17 protein-coding genes are annotated in these 16,741 nt (G+C 57.4%); 10 read left to right on the top strand and 7 right to left on the bottom strand.

Going from position 1 to position 16,741, the window contains the following annotated elements:
* Nucleotides 1-25: 25 nt before the first annotated feature.
* Genes OWK27_RS09645 through OWK27_RS09635 form a run of 3 tightly spaced genes read right to left on the bottom strand, consistent with a single transcriptional unit; the run spans nt 26 to nt 1,854 of the window.
* Nucleotides 26-421 (bottom strand): MAPEG family protein, encoded by a 396-nt coding sequence (locus tag OWK27_RS09645; protein ID WP_148418080.1) that lies wholly within the window; start codon nt 419-421, stop codon nt 26-28.
* A 51-nt stretch (nt 422-472) separates the two neighbouring features.
* Nucleotides 473-1,291 (bottom strand): DUF72 domain-containing protein, encoded by an 819-nt coding sequence (locus OWK27_RS09640; protein ID WP_148418079.1) that lies wholly within the window; start codon nt 1,289-1,291, stop codon nt 473-475.
* Nucleotides 1,288-1,854: a hydrolase gene (locus tag OWK27_RS09635; protein ID WP_193354648.1), complete on the bottom strand. Its 567-nt coding sequence runs from the start codon at nt 1,852-1,854 to the stop codon at nt 1,288-1,290. The genes OWK27_RS09640 and OWK27_RS09635 overlap by 4 nt, the downstream gene beginning before the upstream one ends.
* A gap of 264 nt (nt 1,855-2,118) precedes the next feature.
* Here OWK27_RS09635 and aspS point away from each other — a divergent pair, with 264 nt between their 5' ends.
* From aspS to ruvB, 6 genes are all read left to right on the top strand, one after another.
* Entirely contained in the window at nt 2,119-3,891 is a 1,773-nt protein-coding gene (gene aspS / locus OWK27_RS09630; protein ID WP_176610037.1) for an aspartate--tRNA ligase, read from the top strand.
* Nucleotide 3,892: 1 nt separating this feature from the next.
* On the top strand, nt 3,893-4,336 hold the full coding sequence (gene nudB, locus OWK27_RS09625) for a dihydroneopterin triphosphate diphosphatase (RefSeq protein WP_267590300.1): 444 nt from the start codon (nt 3,893-3,895) through the stop codon (nt 4,334-4,336).
* Nucleotides 4,337-4,363: 27 nt separating this feature from the next.
* On the top strand, nt 4,364-5,104 hold the full coding sequence (locus OWK27_RS09620) for a YebC/PmpR family DNA-binding transcriptional regulator (protein ID WP_006176049.1): 741 nt from the start codon (nt 4,364-4,366) through the stop codon (nt 5,102-5,104).
* Nucleotides 5,105-5,138: 34 nt separating this feature from the next.
* Nucleotides 5,139-5,660, top strand: coding sequence for a crossover junction endodeoxyribonuclease RuvC (ruvC, locus tag OWK27_RS09615; protein WP_003859749.1), 522 nt, complete (start codon nt 5,139-5,141; stop codon nt 5,658-5,660).
* An 81-nt stretch (nt 5,661-5,741) separates the two neighbouring features.
* Complete coding sequence (ruvA, locus tag OWK27_RS09610) at nt 5,742-6,356, top strand: Holliday junction branch migration protein RuvA (protein WP_148418075.1); 615 nt, start codon at nt 5,742-5,744, stop codon at nt 6,354-6,356.
* Between the two features lie 8 nt (nt 6,357-6,364).
* Nucleotides 6,365-7,375, top strand: a complete 1,011-nt coding sequence (gene ruvB / locus OWK27_RS09605) for a Holliday junction branch migration DNA helicase RuvB (protein ID WP_003859753.1) — start codon at nt 6,365-6,367, stop codon at nt 7,373-7,375.
* Nucleotides 7,376-7,433: 58 nt separating this feature from the next.
* Here ruvB and znuB read toward each other — a convergent pair whose 3' ends face one another.
* Nucleotides 7,434-8,219, bottom strand: coding sequence for a zinc ABC transporter permease subunit ZnuB (znuB, locus tag OWK27_RS09600; RefSeq protein WP_148418073.1), 786 nt, complete (start codon nt 8,217-8,219; stop codon nt 7,434-7,436).
* The gene (znuC, locus tag OWK27_RS09595) at nt 8,216-8,971 is read right to left on the bottom strand and encodes a zinc ABC transporter ATP-binding protein ZnuC (protein ID WP_148418072.1); all 756 of its coding nucleotides are present in this window, start codon (nt 8,969-8,971) and stop codon (nt 8,216-8,218) included. The genes znuB and znuC overlap by 4 nt, the downstream gene beginning before the upstream one ends.
* Nucleotides 8,972-9,048: 77 nt before the next feature.
* Here znuC and znuA point away from each other — a divergent pair, with 77 nt between their 5' ends.
* The 3 genes from znuA (at nt 9,049) to lpxM (ending at nt 12,419) form a co-directional block, all read left to right on the top strand.
* Entirely contained in the window at nt 9,049-9,993 is a 945-nt protein-coding gene (znuA, locus tag OWK27_RS09590) for a zinc ABC transporter substrate-binding protein ZnuA (protein WP_148418071.1), read from the top strand.
* 15 nt (nt 9,994-10,008) lie between these two features.
* Entirely contained in the window at nt 10,009-11,328 is a 1,320-nt protein-coding gene (gene mepM / locus OWK27_RS09585; RefSeq protein WP_148418070.1) for a murein DD-endopeptidase MepM, read from the top strand.
* A 119-nt stretch (nt 11,329-11,447) separates the two neighbouring features.
* On the top strand, nt 11,448-12,419 hold the full coding sequence (gene lpxM, locus OWK27_RS09580) for a lauroyl-Kdo(2)-lipid IV(A) myristoyltransferase (RefSeq protein WP_148418069.1): 972 nt from the start codon (nt 11,448-11,450) through the stop codon (nt 12,417-12,419).
* Nucleotides 12,420-12,468: 49 nt separating this feature from the next.
* On the opposite strand, the gene pyk is transcribed toward lpxM, so the two are convergent.
* Together pyk and OWK27_RS09570 are read right to left on the bottom strand one after the other, a co-directional pair.
* A complete protein-coding gene (pyk, locus tag OWK27_RS09575) occupies nt 12,469-13,911 on the bottom strand; it encodes a pyruvate kinase (RefSeq protein ID WP_010432595.1) in 1,443 nt (480 codons plus the stop codon).
* A 114-nt stretch (nt 13,912-14,025) separates the two neighbouring features.
* Nucleotides 14,026-14,895, bottom strand: coding sequence for a MurR/RpiR family transcriptional regulator (locus tag OWK27_RS09570; protein ID WP_148418286.1), 870 nt, complete (start codon nt 14,893-14,895; stop codon nt 14,026-14,028).
* A 358-nt stretch (nt 14,896-15,253) separates the two neighbouring features.
* Here OWK27_RS09570 and zwf point away from each other — a divergent pair, with 358 nt between their 5' ends.
* Nucleotides 15,254-16,729: a glucose-6-phosphate dehydrogenase gene (zwf, locus tag OWK27_RS09565; protein ID WP_148418068.1), complete on the top strand. Its 1,476-nt coding sequence runs from the start codon at nt 15,254-15,256 to the stop codon at nt 16,727-16,729.
* Nucleotides 16,730-16,741 lie beyond the last annotated feature (12 nt).

Genomic DNA, 16,741 nt, shown 5'->3' with positions numbered 1-16,741 from the left:
GAAAAATAAAGGGGCATATTGTGCGCTAACGGAAGGAGAAAACCAACTCCCACGGCATATACCAAAGGTTAGCCAGCACCATCAGCAAAAGCGAACACCAGGTCGCGCTCATGCCGGAACGACGCCAGCGGATCAGGCGATGGTGAAAACCGTAATAATGCATCAGGCGACCGGCAATCAGCAGCAGCCCGCAGACGTGCACCATCCAGGTTTCTGCGCCATCCATCTCCATTAACAGCAGTAAAATTAACGCGACGGGAATGTACTCAACCGCGTTGCCGTGGATCCGGATTGCGCTTTGCAGTTCAGAAAAACCACCGTCACCGTAGGAGACGCGGTACTGCATTCTCAGGCGCACAACATCAAATGAAAATTTAATCAGCAGTAATGCACCTAACACCGCATACAGCGCGCTGACCATACTAACTCCCTGTTTTTGGCAGATGGCACGTCTCTATGATAGGGGGTGATTTCAGAAAAGAGAAGATTGTTGTGGGATGGACGGCGCGGGTCCGACCGACGGAACCGCCTGCTGCAAGGCCTGCCAGAGAGCATCGACCAGTTCAGGCGCCTGGGCGATATCCGGCGTGTGCAAAAAGAGATAGGGGGTGGTGGTCGGTTCCCATTTCGCTAACGTTTGCAGCCAGACGGCGAACATCTCCTGATTTTGCTGCATATTATCGCTGCCGATAAACCGGACCATCGGATTTTTCGCCGTCACGATCGCGTGGACGGGCACTTTAGGCTTCTTGCGCTGGGCGTCAATAATGGCCTCGCTGTGCGGGATCGCGCCGTGCACGGGCCTGCTGTCGAGAATAACGCGGTTGACTGACCGCTGATGCAGGCCGCGGTTCAGCGCTTTCTCCGCGTCGCCCTTGGCAAAGAAATCTGGATGCCTCACCTCCACGCCGTAGGTGAAATCGCGTGGCAGGGCGTCGAGAAACTGCCAGAGGGCGGGCAGATCGCGCGGGCCGAACGTGGCGGGAAGCTGGAGCCAGTACTGGCCAATACGGTTTGCCAGGGGCGACATTCGGGTGAAGAACTCGTGGGTTAAATCATCGCAGTTGCGCAGCGCCGCATTGTGCGAAATGGTGGCCGGAAATTTGAAGCAAAAGCGGAAGTCGTCGGTGGTTTGCTCGCGCCAGCGCTCGACGATCTCTGCGCGGGGCAGGGCATACAGCGTGGTATTGCCCTCCACGCAGTTAAAGTGTCGGGCATACTGTTCCAGGCTGGTTATACCCAGGCGCACCCATTTCGGGTGCGACCACTGGGGCAGGCCCACGTACATCATAGCGCGCTCAGGATCTCATCCGTGCTGCGCACGCGGCCGATACGCGGGAAAATATGGGTCATGCTGCCCTGATGCTGCTCGGCCGAGGCCGCGCTGCACGCATCTTCGGCGATCACCAGGTTAAAGCCCAGCTCCCACGCGTTGCGGGCGGTAGACTCCACCCCAATGTTGGTGGAAATGCCGCACAGAATGATGGTGTCGATCCCGCGACGGCGCAGCTGTAGCTCCAGGTCGGTGCCGTAGAAGGCGCCCCACTGGCGTTTCGTGACTTCAATGTCGCTGTCGCGTTTGCCGAGCGACGCCGGCCAGGTCCACCAGTTGTCCGGCAGCGCGTGTGCGGGTGCCTGGGCGTCCACCGGCTGTTTTAACGCTTCGGCGAAATCAGCGGACCAGCCGACGCGCACCATGACCACAGGCGAACCGCCGGCGCGGCATTTTTCCGCCAGACGCGCTGCGCGGCTTACCACGTCGTCAGCGGCGTGCGGCCCGCCGGCAAAAGGCAGGATCCCTTCCTGTAAATCAATCACCACGAGGGCGGTTTTGGTGGCATCAAGTGTCAACATACTAACTCCAGTCAAATTAATCGCTTCCGCTACACCTTACGACGTGATGGCCTGTTATCGGTCGGATAATTTTGTTAATTTTTGTGAGAATAGACAATAAGAGTACAGCAAACGCGCGTCAGGCCGTGCTTCGCTCTTATCGTGCGGCAGAATTTCCAGTATAATAGCCGCCTTTTTTCATCCAGTTGTGACATACAGAAAGCTGCGACATCGTAGCCTGCGAGACAGGCGACAATCAGCCTGCGGCTAATTAAGGGATATCTCATGCGTACAGAATATTGCGGGCAGCTGCGTCAGTCCCACGTCGGGCAGCAGGTCACCCTGTGTGGTTGGGTCAATCGTCGTCGCGATCTTGGTAGCCTTATCTTTATTGATATGCGTGACCGCGAAGGTATCGTTCAGGTGTTCTTCGATCCGGATCGCGCTGATGCGCTGAAGCTGGCTTCTGAGCTGCGTAATGAGTTCTGCATTCAGGTTACGGGCACGGTACGCGCGCGTGACGAGAAAAACATCAACGCCGAGATGGCGACCGGTGCAATTGAAGTGCTGGCGTCCGATCTGACGATCATCAACCGCGCGGAAGCGTTGCCGCTGGACTCCAACCACGTCAACACTGAAGAAGCGCGTCTGAAATACCGTTACCTGGATCTGCGTCGTCCGGAGATGGCTCAGCGCCTGAAAACCCGTGCGAAAATCACCAGCCTGGTGCGCCGCTTTATGGATGACCACGGTTTCCTCGATATCGAAACCCCGATGCTGACCAAAGCCACGCCGGAAGGCGCGCGCGACTACCTGGTGCCATCCCGCGTTCATAAAGGCAAATTCTACGCGCTGCCGCAGTCACCACAGCTGTTCAAACAGCTGCTGATGATGTCCGGCTTCGACCGCTACTATCAGATCGTTAAATGCTTCCGCGACGAAGATCTGCGCGCTGACCGTCAGCCAGAATTTACCCAGATCGACGTGGAAACCTCCTTCATGACCGCCGAGCAGGTGCGTGAAGTGATGGAAGCGCTGGTGCGTAGCCTGTGGAACGACGTGAAGGGCGTTGAGCTGGGCGATTTCCCTATCATGACCTTCGCCGAAGCCGAGCGCCGCTACGGCTCCGACAAACCGGACCTGCGTAACCCGATGGAGCTGGTGGACGTGGCCGATCTGGTGAAAGCCGTTGAGTTCGCGGTGTTTGCAGGCCCGGCTAACGATCCGAAAGGCCGCGTGGCAGCCCTCCGCGTCCCGGGTGGCGCAGCGCTTAGCCGTAAGCAGATTGACGACTACGGCAGCTTCATCAAGATCTACGGCGCGAAAGGTCTGGCCTATATTAAAGTAACCGAGCGTGCAAAAGGTCTGGAAGGCATCACCAGCCCGGTGGCGAAGTTCCTGAACGCGGACATCGTGGAAGCGATCCTTGAGCGCACCGGCGCGCAGGATGGCGACATGATCTTCTTCGGCGCAGACAACAGGAAAATTGTTGCCGATGCGATGGGCGCGCTGCGTCTGAAGCTTGGCAAAGACCTGAACCTGACCGACGAAAGCAAATGGGCGCCGCTGTGGGTTATCGACTTCCCGATGTTTGAAGACGACGGTGAAGGCGGCCTGACCGCGATGCACCACCCGTTCACCTCGCCAAAAGACATGACGGCGGCGGAGCTGAAAGCGGCACCGGAAGATGCAGTGGCTAATGCCTACGATATGGTTATCAACGGCTACGAAGTGGGCGGTGGTTCCGTGCGTATTCACAGCGGTGAAATGCAGCAGACCGTGTTCGGTATTCTGGGCATTAACGAGCAGGAGCAGCGCGAGAAGTTTGGCTTCCTGCTGGACGCGCTGAAGTACGGTACGCCTCCGCACGCGGGTCTGGCCTTCGGTCTTGACCGTCTGACCATGCTGCTGACCGGCACCGATAACATCCGTGACGTTATCGCCTTCCCGAAAACCACCGCAGCGGCGTGTCTGATGACCGAAGCGCCAAGCTTTGCCAACCCGGCCGCGCTGGCCGAGCTGGGCATTGAGGTGGTGAAGAAGGAAGAGAAAAACTGATATGGCATATAAGCGTCCCGTTTCGGTTCTGGTGGTCATTTATGCAGAAGATACGAAGCGGGTGCTGATGTTGCAGCGGCGCGACGATCCTGATTTCTGGCAGTCGGTTACCGGCAGCCTGGAGGACGGGGAGACCGCGCCGCAGGCCGCCGCGCGCGAAGTAAAGGAAGAGGTCACCATTGACGTTGCTCGCGAGCAACTGACCCTGAAGGACTGTCAGCGCACGGTGGAGTTTGAAATTTTTAGCCATTTACGTCATCGCTACGCGCCGGGAATTAAGCGCAATACGGAATCGTGGTTCTGCCTTGCGCTTCCCCATGAGCGGAAGATCGTGTTCACTGAACATCTGACCTACCGCTGGGTGGATGCGGCGGATGCTGCCGCACTGACCAAGTCATGGAGCAACCGGCAGGCGATTGAAGAATTTGTAATTAACGCTGCCTGAGAAGGCGCGATTTTTGGAGAACTTTTTATGGCAGGTCATAGTAAGTGGGCCAACACCAAACACCGTAAAGCGGCACAGGATGCCAAACGCGGTAAAATCTTTACCAAAATCATTCGTGAGCTGGTAACAGCGGCGCGTCTGGGCGGCGGCGATCCGGCCTCTAACCCGCGCCTGCGTGCGGCGGTTGATAAAGCCCTGTCCAACAACATGACGCGCGACACCCTTAACCGTGCCATCGCGCGCGGTGTGGGCGGTGATGAAGACGCGAACATGGAAACCATCATTTATGAAGGTTACGGCCCTGGCGGTACGGCGGTCATGGTTGAATGCCTGTCAGACAACCGCAACCGTACCGTTGCGGAAGTGCGCCACGCGTTCACCAAAACCGGCGGTAACCTGGGCACCGACGGTTCCGTAGCCTACCTGTTCAGCAAAAAAGGCGTCATCTCCTTCGAGAAAGGCGACGAAGACGTCATCATGGAAGCGGCGCTGGAAGCGGGTGCGGAAGACGTGGTGACCTACGACGACGGCGCTATCGACGTTTATACCGCGTGGGAAGAGATGGGTGCCGTGCGCGATGCGCTGGAAGCGGCTGGCCTGAAGGCGGATAACGCTGAAGTGTCCATGATCCCGTCCACCAAAGCGGATATGGATGCGGAAACCGCACCGAAGCTGCTGCGTCTGATCGACATGCTCGAAGACTGCGACGACGTGCAGGAAGTGTATCACAACGGTGAAATCTCTGATGAGGTTGCAGCGACTCTCTGATGAGAGCGTTTAAATCCGTTAAAGGAGACGCGTGATGTCGATTATCCTCGGGATTGACCCCGGCTCACGCGTCACCGGCTATGGCGTTATTCGTCAGGTGGGACGCCAGCTAACCTATCTCGGCAGCGGCTGTATTCGCACCAAAGTGGACGATTTGCCGTCACGTCTGAAGCTCATATATGCGGGCGTGTCGGAGATTATCACGCAGTTTCAGCCCGACTATTTCGCCATCGAGCAGGTCTTTATGGCGAAAAACGCGGACTCGGCGTTAAAGCTCGGCCAGGCTCGCGGCGTGGCGATTGTTGCCGCCGTAAACCAGGATCTGCCCGTGTTCGAGTACGCGGCTCGTCAGGTTAAGCAGACGGTGGTAGGGATTGGCAGCGCGGAGAAAAGTCAGGTTCAGCACATGGTGCGTACCCTGCTGAAACTCCCCGCGAACCCGCAGGCCGATGCCGCCGACGCGCTGGCAATTGCGATTACCCACTGCCACGTCAGCCAGAACGCGATGCAGATGAGCGAGTCGCGGCTCAATCTGGCGCGAGGCAGGTTACGATAATCAGAAATCAGGCTGGATGTTTATCCAGCCTTTTTTTATTATGTCGCAAATCAAAAATTTTCCAGAACGCAGGAGCGTCACGTGATAGGCAGACTCAGAGGCATCATCATTGAAAAACAACCCCCGTTAGTGCTGCTGGAAGTGGGCGGCGTGGGCTATGAAGTCCATATGCCGATGACCTGCTTCTACGAGCTGCCGGACGCGGGCAAAGAGGCTACGGTCTTTACCCAGTTTGTGGTGCGCGAAGACGCTCAGCTGCTGTACGGCTTCAACAACAAACAGGAACGCACCCTGTTCCGCGAGCTGATTAAAACCAACGGCGTCGGGCCGAAGCTGGCGCTGGCGATTTTATCCGGCATGTCGGCCCCGCAGTTTGTGAATGCCGTTGAGCGTGAAGATCCCGCGGCGTTGATTAAGCTCCCGGGCATCGGCAAGAAAACCGCCGAGCGCCTGATCGTCGAGATGAAAGACCGCTTTAAGGGGCTGCATGGCGATCTGTTCACCCCGGCCGCCGACCTGGTGCTGACTTCTCCAGGCGCCCCGGCGTCGGATGACGATGCCGAGCAGGAAGCGGTTGCCGCGCTGGTGGCGCTGGGCTATAAACCTCAGGAGGCCAGCCGGATGGTGAGCAAAATTGCTAAACCGGATGCCAGCAGTGAAACCCTGATTCGTGAAGCGCTGCGCGCTGCATTGTGAGGTAAAGGATGATTGAAGCAGACCGCCTGGTATCGGCAGGCACCATTCAGCCAGATGACGTGGTGGATCGGGCGATCCGCCCGAAGCTGCTGGATGAGTACATCGGCCAGCCGCAGGTACGCTCTCAGATGGAAATTTTCATCCAGGCGGCAAAGCTGCGCGGCGATGCGCTCGATCACCTGCTGATTTTCGGCCCGCCGGGGTTGGGTAAAACTACACTCGCGAATATCGTCGCCAACGAAATGGGCGTAAATCTGCGCACCACTTCCGGCCCGGTGCTTGAGAAAGCAGGGGATCTGGCGGCGATGCTGACCAACCTCGAGCCGCACGACGTGCTGTTCATCGATGAAATTCACCGCCTGTCGCCGGTGGTGGAGGAAGTGCTCTATCCGGCGATGGAAGATTACCAGCTGGATATCATGATTGGAGAAGGGCCGGCCGCGCGCTCCATTAAAATCGATCTGCCGCCGTTTACCCTGATTGGCGCCACGACACGCGCCGGATCGCTGACCTCTCCGCTGCGCGACCGTTTTGGTATCGTGCAGCGCCTGGAATTCTATCAGGTGCCCGATCTTCAGCACATTGTGGGCCGCAGCGCGCGCTACATGGGGCTGGATATGAGCGAAGAGGGGGCGTTTGAAGTGGCGAAGCGTTCCCGCGGTACCCCGCGTATCGCCAACCGTCTGCTGCGCCGCGTACGTGACTTTGCCGAGGTGAAGCACGATGGAACCATCTCGGCCGAAATTGCCGCCCAGGCGCTGGATATGCTGAACGTGGATGCTGAAGGCTTTGACTATATGGACCGTAAGCTGCTGCTGGCGGTGCTGGACAAGTTCTTTGGCGGGCCGGTGGGGCTGGATAACCTCGCGGCGGCGATTGGCGAAGAGCGTGAGACAATTGAAGATGTGCTGGAGCCCTATCTGATCCAGCAGGGCTTCCTGCAGCGTACGCCGCGTGGACGTATGGCGACGGTGCGGGCGTGGAATCACTTCGGGATTACGCCACCGGCAATGCCGTAGCGTTCTGTTCCCTCTCCCGTAGGAGAGGGGCAGGGTGAGGGCATCAGCGCCCTCGAGGTCAGCTTGCCGTCTTCTTCATCATGCTGAAAATGAACAGCACCGCCGCGCAGAGCACCACCGACGGTCCCGCGGGCGTGTCGTAAAACGCCGAGAAGGTTAACCCCCCCGTCACCGCAATCATCCCGATAATCACCGCAATCCCGGCCATCTGCTCCGGCGTACGGGCAAAACGACGCGCCGTGGCGGCAGGGATAATCAGCAGCGACGTAATGATCAGCGCGCCGACAAACTTCATCGCCACGCCGATGGTTAACGCCGTGACCAGCATCAGCAGGAGCTTCACGCGCTGAAGCTTCACGCCGTCGACAAAGGCCAGATCCGGGCTGACGGTCATCGCCAGCAGGTTTCGCCACTGCCACAGCAGAATACCCAGCACCACCACCACGCCGATGGCTATCGACATCAGATCCTCTGGCGTGACGGCCAGCAGATCGCCGAACAGGTAGGCCATCAGGTCAACGCGAATGTTGGCCATCAGGCTCACCACCACCAGCCCCAGCGACAGGGCGCTGTGCGCCATAATGCCGAGCAGGGTATCGATGGCGAGATGAGGGCGCTTTTCCAGCCAGACCAGGCCGCCGGCCAGCAGGAGCGTGACGACAATAACGGCATAAAACGGATTCACGTCCAGCAGCAGTCCAAACGCGACGCCCAGCAGCGAGGCGTGGGCCAGCGTATCGCCAAAGTAGGACATTCTGCGCCATACCACAAACGACCCGAGCGGGCCTGCGGCGCACGCGAGCATAATCCCGGCCAGCCAGCCGGGCAGTAACAGTTCAATCATGAGTGTCCATTTCCCCGACGCAGGACGATTCGTCCCTGTAAATCATGGCGGTGATTGTGATTATGACGATAGATGCCCAGCTGTTCGGCGCCGCGATGGCCAAACATAGAGATAAATTCCGGATGCATAGAAACCACTTCCGGGGTGCCGGAACAGCAAATGTGATGGTTCAGGCACAGCACTTCGTCGGTTTTGGCCATCACCAGGTGCAGGTCATGGGAAACCATCAGCACCGCACAGTTAAGCTCCCGGCGCAGCTGGTCGATCAAATCGTACAGCGCCACCTGACCGTTAACGTCAACACCCTGGGTGGGTTCGTCCAGCACCAGCAGCTGAGGGCTGCTGAGCAGGGCGCGGGCAAGCAGGACGCGCTGGGTTTCACCCCCCGAGAGTTTTTGCAAAGGGGCATCGACGAGATGGCCCGCCTGAACGCGCTTCAGTGCCGGAAGGATATCCGCTTTACGGGTGCCGGGACGCAGGCGCAGGAAGCGGCTTACCGTCAGCGGCAGCGTGGCGTCGAGATGCAGCTTTTGCGGCACATAGCCGATACGCAATTTATCTTCGCGGACAATCACCCCTTCATCAGGCGCAACCAGGCCTAACACGACGCGCACCAGCGTTGATTTACCCGCCCCGTTAGGGCCGAGCAGCGTCAGTATTTTGCCGGGCTTCAGATTCAGCGACACGTCAGAAAGGACGCGGCGCTGGCCGAACGAGACCGAAACATTTTCAAGAGAAACTAAAGTCGTCATGTCAATTTAAGCTTGCAGAAGTTATCGAATGTTATAATATCACATTCCACGCATTCATTACGATGATTAGTCGCATTATGTTACAGAAAAATACGCTTCTTTTCGCAGCTTTATCCGCTGCACTTTGGGGGACAACCGCACAAGATGTTAACGCTGCCGTTGTCGCTTCGCTTAAACCGCTTGGCTTTATCGCCGCGGCTATCGCAGATGGGGTAACGGAAACGCAGGTGCTGCTGCCTGACGGCGCCTCGGAGCATGATTACTCCCTGCGCCCGTCGGATGTAAAACGCTTACAGAACGCGGACTTAGTCGTCTGGATTGGTCCGGAGATGGAAGCCTTCATGCAAAAGTCGGCCAGTAAGGTCCCGGCAAATAAACAGGTCGCCATTGCCGGGTTGTCCGGGGTAAAACCGCTGCTCATGAAAGGGGCCGATGACGACGGTGACGAACACGACCACGGGCATGCTCACGACGAAAAAGGTGACGACCATCACCATCACGGTGAGTACAACATGCATCTCTGGCTTTCCCCAGAGATAGCGCGGCTTTCAGCGGTTGCAATCCACGACAAATTAGTGGAACTTATGCCGCAAAGTCGAGTCCAACTCGACGCCAACCTGAAGGATTTTGAGGCTCAGCTAGCCGCAACCGACAAACAGGTGGGTAACGAGCTCGCACCGCTTAAAGGAAAAGGGTATTTCGTTTTTCATGATGCTTACGGCTATTACGAGAAACATTACGGTCTGACCCCGCTGGGACACTTTACCGTCAACCCCGAAATTCAGCCTGGTGCGCAGCGTTTACATGAAATCAGAACACAGCTGGTTGAGCAAAAAGCGACGTGCGTTTTTGCTGAGCCACAGTTCAGGCCAGCGGTCGTAGAAGCCGTGGCCAGGGGAACATCCGTGCGCATGGGAACCCTTGACCCGCTAGGTACGAACATCCAGTTGAGCAAAGCGAGCTATTCGCAGTTCCTCAGCCAACTGGCGAATCAGTATGCGAGCTGCCTGAAAGGAGATTAACGAGGAAGTGAATACGTGCAACAGATAGCCCGCTCTGTCGCCCTGGCATTTAACAATCTGCCTCGACCCCACCGCGTTATGCTGGGGTCACTTACCGTTCTCACATTAGCGGTCGCCGTATGGCGACCCTATGTTTACCACCCGAGTTCTGCCCCTATCATCAAAACCATCGAACTGGAAAAGAGCGAAATTCGCTCTCTGCTGCCTGAGGCCAGCGAGCCTATCGACCAGGCTGCTCAGGAAGATGAAGCCATTCCTCAGGACGAGCTGGACGACAAAATCCAGAACGAAGCCGGCATTCATGAATATGTTGTTTCTACTGGCGATACGCTGAGCAGCGTTCTGAACCAGTACGGTATCGACATGGGCAACATCAGCCAGCTTGCTGCATCTGACAAAGAGCTGCGTAACCTGAAAATCGGTCAGCAGCTTTCCTGGACCTTAACCCCTGACGGCGACCTGCAGCGCCTGACCTGGGAAATGTCCCGTCGCGAAACCCGCACCTACGATCGCACCGCAAACGGTTTCAAAATGACCAGCGAAATGCAGCAGGGCGACTGGGTTAACAGCGTGATGAGCGGAACCGTTGGCGGCAGCTTTGTTTCCAGCGCCCGCGACGCCGGCCTGACCAGCGCTGAAATCAGCTCGGTGATCAAAGCCATGCAGTGGCAGATGGATTTCCGCAAGCTGAAGAAAGGCGATCGCTTCTCGGTGCTGATGTCTCGCGAAATGCTGGACGGTAAGCGTGAACAGAGCCAGCTGGTGGGCGTGCGTCTGCGTTCCGATGGCAAAGACTACTACGCGATCCGCGCGGAAGACGGCAAGTTCTATGACCGCAGCGGTACCGGTCTGGCAAAAGGCTTCCTGCGTTTCCCGACGGCTAAACAGTTCCGCGTCTCCTCCAACTTCAATCCGCGTCGTCTGAACCCGGTCACCGGACGCGTTGCGCCGCACCGTGGCGTTGACTTCGCAATGCCGCAGGGCACGCCGGTACTGGCGGTAGGGGATGGTGAAGTGGTGATGGCTAAGCGCAGCGGCGCTGCCGGGTACTACGTTGCCATTCGTCACGGCCGCACGTACACCACCCGCTATATGCACCTGCGCAAGCTGCTGGTCAAGCCGGGCCAGAAGGTGAAACGCGGTGACCGCATCGCGCTGTCCGGTAATACCGGTCGTTCGACCGGTCCGCACCTGCACTATGAAGTGTGGATCAACCAGCAGGCGGTTAACCCGCTCACGGCGAAACTGCCGCGCACCGAAGGGCTGACCGGCAAAGATCGTAAAGATTATCTGGCGCAGGTGAAAGAGGTTATGCCGCAGCTGCGCTTCGACTAAGCCTTCCGTATGTGAATAAAGCCGGCGTCAGTGTGCGCCGGCTTTTTCTTTTGTACGAGGACCGCTGCCTCGCTACACTATCTGCATAATTTTTTGCGTCACCAGACCCTGGAACCCGCATGGAAACCAAAAAAAACAATATTGAGTACATTCCCGAGTTTGAAAAATCCTTTCGCCACCCGCGTAACTGGGGCGCCTGGCTTGGCGTTTACGCGTTTGCCGGCATGGCGCTGCTGCCTGCTTCGGTCCGCGATCCGGTGCTCGGCACCGTGGGACGCCTTGCGGGCCGCCTGGGAAAAAGCGCGCGCCGCCGTGCGCAAATTAACCTGCTGTACTGTTTCCCGGATAAAAGCGACGCCGAACGCGAGGCCATCATTGATGCTATGTATACCACCGCGCCACAGGCGATGGCGATGATGGCGGAGCTGGCGCTGAAGGGGCCTGAGAAGATCGTCGGCCGCGTTGACTGGAAGGGGCTGGAAATCATTGACGAAATGCGTCGCAACGACGAGAAGGTGATTTTCCTGGTGCCGCACGGCTGGGGCGTCGACATTCCGGCGATGCTAATGGCCTCGCAGGGGCAGAAGATGGCGGCGATGTTCCATAACCAGGGTAACAAAATCTACGATTTCGTCTGGAATACCGTGCGCCGTCGCTTTGGCGGACGCTTGCATGCCCGTAACGATGGGATCAAACCCTTCATTCAGTCTGTACGTCAGGGCTACTGGGGCTACTACCTGCCCGATCAGGACCACGGCCCGGAGCACAGCGAATTTGTCGATTTCTTCGCGACCTATAAGGCAACGCTGCCCGCGATTGGCCGCCTGATGAAGGTCTGCCGCGCCCGGGTGATCCCGCTGTTCCCGGTTTATGACGGTAAAACGCATCGACTGAGCATTGAGGTACGTCCGCCGATGGACGACCTGCTGACCGCAGACGATCGCACCATTGCACGTCGTATGAATGAAGAGGTGGAGCTGCTGGTGGGGCCGCACAAGGAGCAGTATACGTGGATCCTGAAGCTGCTTAAAACACGTAAACCGGGCGAAACGGAGCCGTACAAGCGTAAAGAGCTTTTCCCGAAGAAATAGAAAACCCTCACCTTATCCCTCTCCCCCTTAGGGGAGAGGGGATCGGATCTTACTCTACGGTCAGTACGCGGGTGGTATTGGTTGAGCCGATGGTGCTCATCACGTCGCCCTGCGTCACGATGACGATATCGCCCGACACCAGGTAGCCTTTGTCGCGAAGCAGGTTTACTGCATCGTGCGCCGCGGCCACGCCGTCGTTGGTGCTGTCGAAATGCACGGGCGTAACGCCGCGGTACAGCGCCGTCAGGTTCAGCGTACGCTCGTGGCGGGACATCGCGAAGATCGGCAGGCCGGAGCTGATACGGGACGTCATCAGCGCGGTGCGGCCGGATTCGGTCATGGTGATGATCGCCGTAACCCCTTTCAGGTGGTTGGCGGCATACATCGCGGACATCGCGATCGCTTCTTCCACATTGTCGAACTGAATATCCAGGCGGTGCTTGGAGACGTTAATGCTTGGGATCTTCTCCGCACCCAGGCAGACGCGCGCCATTGCGGCTACGGTTTCCGCCGGATACTGGCCCGCAGCGGTTTCTGCTGACAGCATCACCGCATCGGTACCGTCCAGCACGGCGTTGGCCACGTCCATGACTTCCGCACGGGTTGGCATCGGGTTAGTGATCATGGATTCCATCATCTGGGTAGCGGTGATCACCGCACGGTTCAGCTGACGCGCGCGACGGATCAGCGCTTTCTGGATGCCGACCAGCTCAGGGTCGCCAATTTCCACGCCAAGGTCACCACGGGCAACCATCACCACGTCAGACGCCAGGATCACGTCGTCCATCGCGTCCTGATCGCATACGGCTTCAGCGCGTTCAACTTTGGCAACGATTTTCGCATCGCAGCCTGCATCGCGCGCCAGGCGGCGGGCATAGTTCAGGTCTTCGCCGCAGCGCGGGAAGGAAACGGCCAGGTAATCTACGCCAATCTGCGCTGCGGTGACGATATCCGCTTTGTCTTTATCGGTCAGCGCTTCGGCAGACAGGCCACCGCCGAGCTTGTTAATGCCTTTGTTGTTGGAGAGCGGGCCGCCGACGGTCACTTCGGTGAACACCTTCATGCCCTGAACTTCCAGCACTTTAAGCTGCACGCGGCCATCGTCCAGCAGCAGGATGTCGCCTGGCACAACGTCAGCAGGCAGGCCCTTATAGTCGATACCCACTTTCTCTTTATCGCCTTCGCCTTTGCTCAGGTTGGCATCCAGCAGGAATTTATCGCCGATGTTGAGGAAGACTTTACCTTCTTTGAAGGTCGATACGCGAATTTTTGGACCCTGGAGGTCACCGAGGATAGCAACGTGGCGGCCCAGTTTTGCCGCGATTTCACGCACTTTGTCGGCACGTAACTTATGGTCTTCTGGCGTACCGTGAGAGAAGTTCATACGCACCACGTTGGCGCCCGCGGCGATAATCTTTTCGAGGTTATTATCGCGGTCGGTGGCCGGGCCTAAGGTGGTGACGATCTTGGTTCTGCGAAGCCTTCTGGACATGTAATACTCCGTTGACTGAAACAACTTTGGTGTTGCGTGAACATTGAATCGATCTTCATCTATCGCAAGGCAGTAGCGAGCGGACCGAATGCCGTAAATCGTACATCGTAGTTATTAGGGAACATCGCTCTTTATAAGCAATTCTTTATCAAAACGCGATTCTTTCAGGGCTTCCTTGACCCGCTTCAAGTTATCCCGGAATTTTGCGCCCCGGCGTAAGGTAAAACCGGTCGCCAGCACGTCGATGACCGTCAGCTGCGCCAGGCGGGAGACCATCGGCATGTACATGTCGGTGTCCTCCGGCACGTCCAGCGTAATGGCGAGCGTTGCTTCGCGCGCCAGCGGGGTGCCTGCTGTCGTCAGGGCGATCACCATCGCATCGTTGTCGCGCGCGAGCTGCGCCAGCTCTACCTGGCTCTTGGTGCGACCGGTGTGCGAGATGAGAACGACCACATCGTCTTCGCTACAGTTCATACAGCTCATGCGTTGCAGCACAATGTCATCGGAGTAAATCACCGGCACGTTGAAGCGAAAGAACTTGTTCATCGCGTCATGGGCCACGGCAGCGGACGAGCCGAGGCCAAAGAAGGCAATCCGCTTGGCCTGGGTGAGCAGATCGACCGCACGGTTAACTGAACTCATCTCAAGCGACTGACGAACGTGGTCGAGGGTGGCCATTGCCGATTCAAATATTTTCGCCGTGTAGGCATCAACGCTGTCGTCTTCATCCACATTGCGATTAACATACGGGGTGCCGTTTGCCAGACTTTGGGCCAGATGCAGTTTAAAATCAGGAAAGCCGCGGGTGTCCAGACTACGACAGAATCGATTTACCGTCGGTTCGCTGACGCCCGATTCCTGAGCCAGAGCGGCGATGCTTGAATGAATCGCCTGAGCGGGAGCGGCAAGAATAACTTCAGCCACTTTGCGCTCGGATTTGCTAAGGTGTTCCAGTTGAAACTGGATTTTTTCCAGCATGTTCATTGTTAACAAGACGCTCGTGGGGGCAGAAACGATTTCATTAATAGATGAAATCCTGAGTCGATGTAGCCGATATTACCCCCGGGATTCCCGAAAGGGTAATCGTCGACAAGAAATGTTGTTGTTTTTTTTCATTACTTGATCGATGTCGGGTTTTACTGTGGCCGCGTTGCGCAAAGAATCGACGTTTGTTGCGTCATTGGGTCGCTGCTTACGCGCCTGACCGGCGAAAAATCGCCGTATCGCACGCGACGTTAAGCGCTAATGGTTTCAGGAAACTCGTAAAAGCAGTACAGTGCATTGTAATAAAATTACAACGATACCTGGCAGAGTACCAGGGGATCTAACTGAGGAGAATGACATGGCGGTAACGCAAACAGCCCAGGCATGTGACCTGGTCATTTTCGGCGCGAAAGGCGATCTTGCACGCCGGAAATTGCTGCCTTCCCTGTATCAGCTGGAAAAAGCGGGCCAGATCCATCCCGACACCCGTATTCTGGGGGTAGGGCGCGCCGACTGGGATAAGGAAGCTTATACCAAAGTGGTGCGCGAGGCGCTCGAAACGTTCATGAAGGAAAAAATTGATGAAAGCCTGTGGGATACGCTGAGCGGGCGCCTCGATTTCTGCAACCTGGACGTGAACGACGTCAGCGCCTTTACCCGTCTGGGCGACATGCTGGACCAGAAAAATCGCGTCACCATTAACTATTTCGCGATGCCGCCAAGCACCTTCGGCGCCATCTGCAAAGGCCTGGGCGAAGCGAAGCTGAACGCCAAGCCGGCGCGCGTCGTGATGGAAAAACCGCTGGGCACCTCGCTTTCAACCTCCCGTGAAATTAACGACCAGGTGGGCGAGTACTTCGAAGAGTGTCAGGTCTACCGTATTGACCACTACCTGGGGAAAGAGACGGTACTGAACCTGCTGGCGCTGCGTTTTGCCAACTCCCTGTTCGTGAATAACTGGGACAACCGCACTATCGACCACGTGGAAATCACCGTGGCGGAAGAGGTGGGCATCGAAGGCCGCTGGGGCTACTTCGACCAGGCAGGCCAGATGCGCGACATGATCCAGAACCACCTGCTGCAAATCCTGTGCATGATTGCCATGTCTCCACCGTCGGATCTGACGGCAGACAGCATCCGTGACGCCAAGGTAAAAGTACTGAAATCCCTGCGCCGCATTGACCGCTCCAACGTGCGCGAGAAAACCGTGCGCGGCCAGTACACCGCTGGCTTTGCTCAGGGTAAAAAAGTGCCGGGCTACCTGGAAGAAGAGGGCGCGAATAAGTCCAGTAACACGGAAACGTTTGTGGCGATCCGCGTGGATATCGACGACTGGCGCTGGGCCGGCGTTCCGTTCTACCTGCGTACCGGTAAACGTCTGCCTGCGAAATGCTCCGAAGTGGTGGTCTACTTCAAAAACCCGGAACTGAACCTGTTTAAGGAGTCCTGGCAGGAGCTGCCGCAGAACAAGCTGACCATCCGTCTGCAGCCGGACGAGGGTGTGGATATTCAGATCCTGAACAAGGTGCCGGGCCTCGATCACAAGCACAACCTGCAAACCACCAAGCTGGATCTGAGCTACTCCGAAACCTTTAACCAGACGCACCTGGCCGATGCTTACGAGCGTCTGCTGCTGGAAACCATGCGCGGCATTCAGGCGCTGTTCGTTCGTCGCGATGAGGTGGAAGAGGCGTGGAAGTGGGTCGACTCAATTACCGAAGCCTGGGCTGCCGATCAGGACGCGCCAAAACCGTATCAGGCGGGAACGTGGGGTCCTGTCGCCTCCGTTGCGATGATCACCCGCGATGGCCGCTCCTGGAACGAGTTTGAGTAAATCGTCCTCTAG

Origin of the sequence: Enterobacter cloacae complex sp. 2022EL-00788, assembly GCF_026627565.1 — a bacterium.
GTDB lineage: Bacteria > Pseudomonadota > Gammaproteobacteria > Enterobacterales > Enterobacteriaceae > Enterobacter > Enterobacter pasteurii.
The sequence above is the reverse complement of the archived record's forward strand: the minus strand, read 5'-3'. Positions and strand labels throughout refer to the sequence as shown.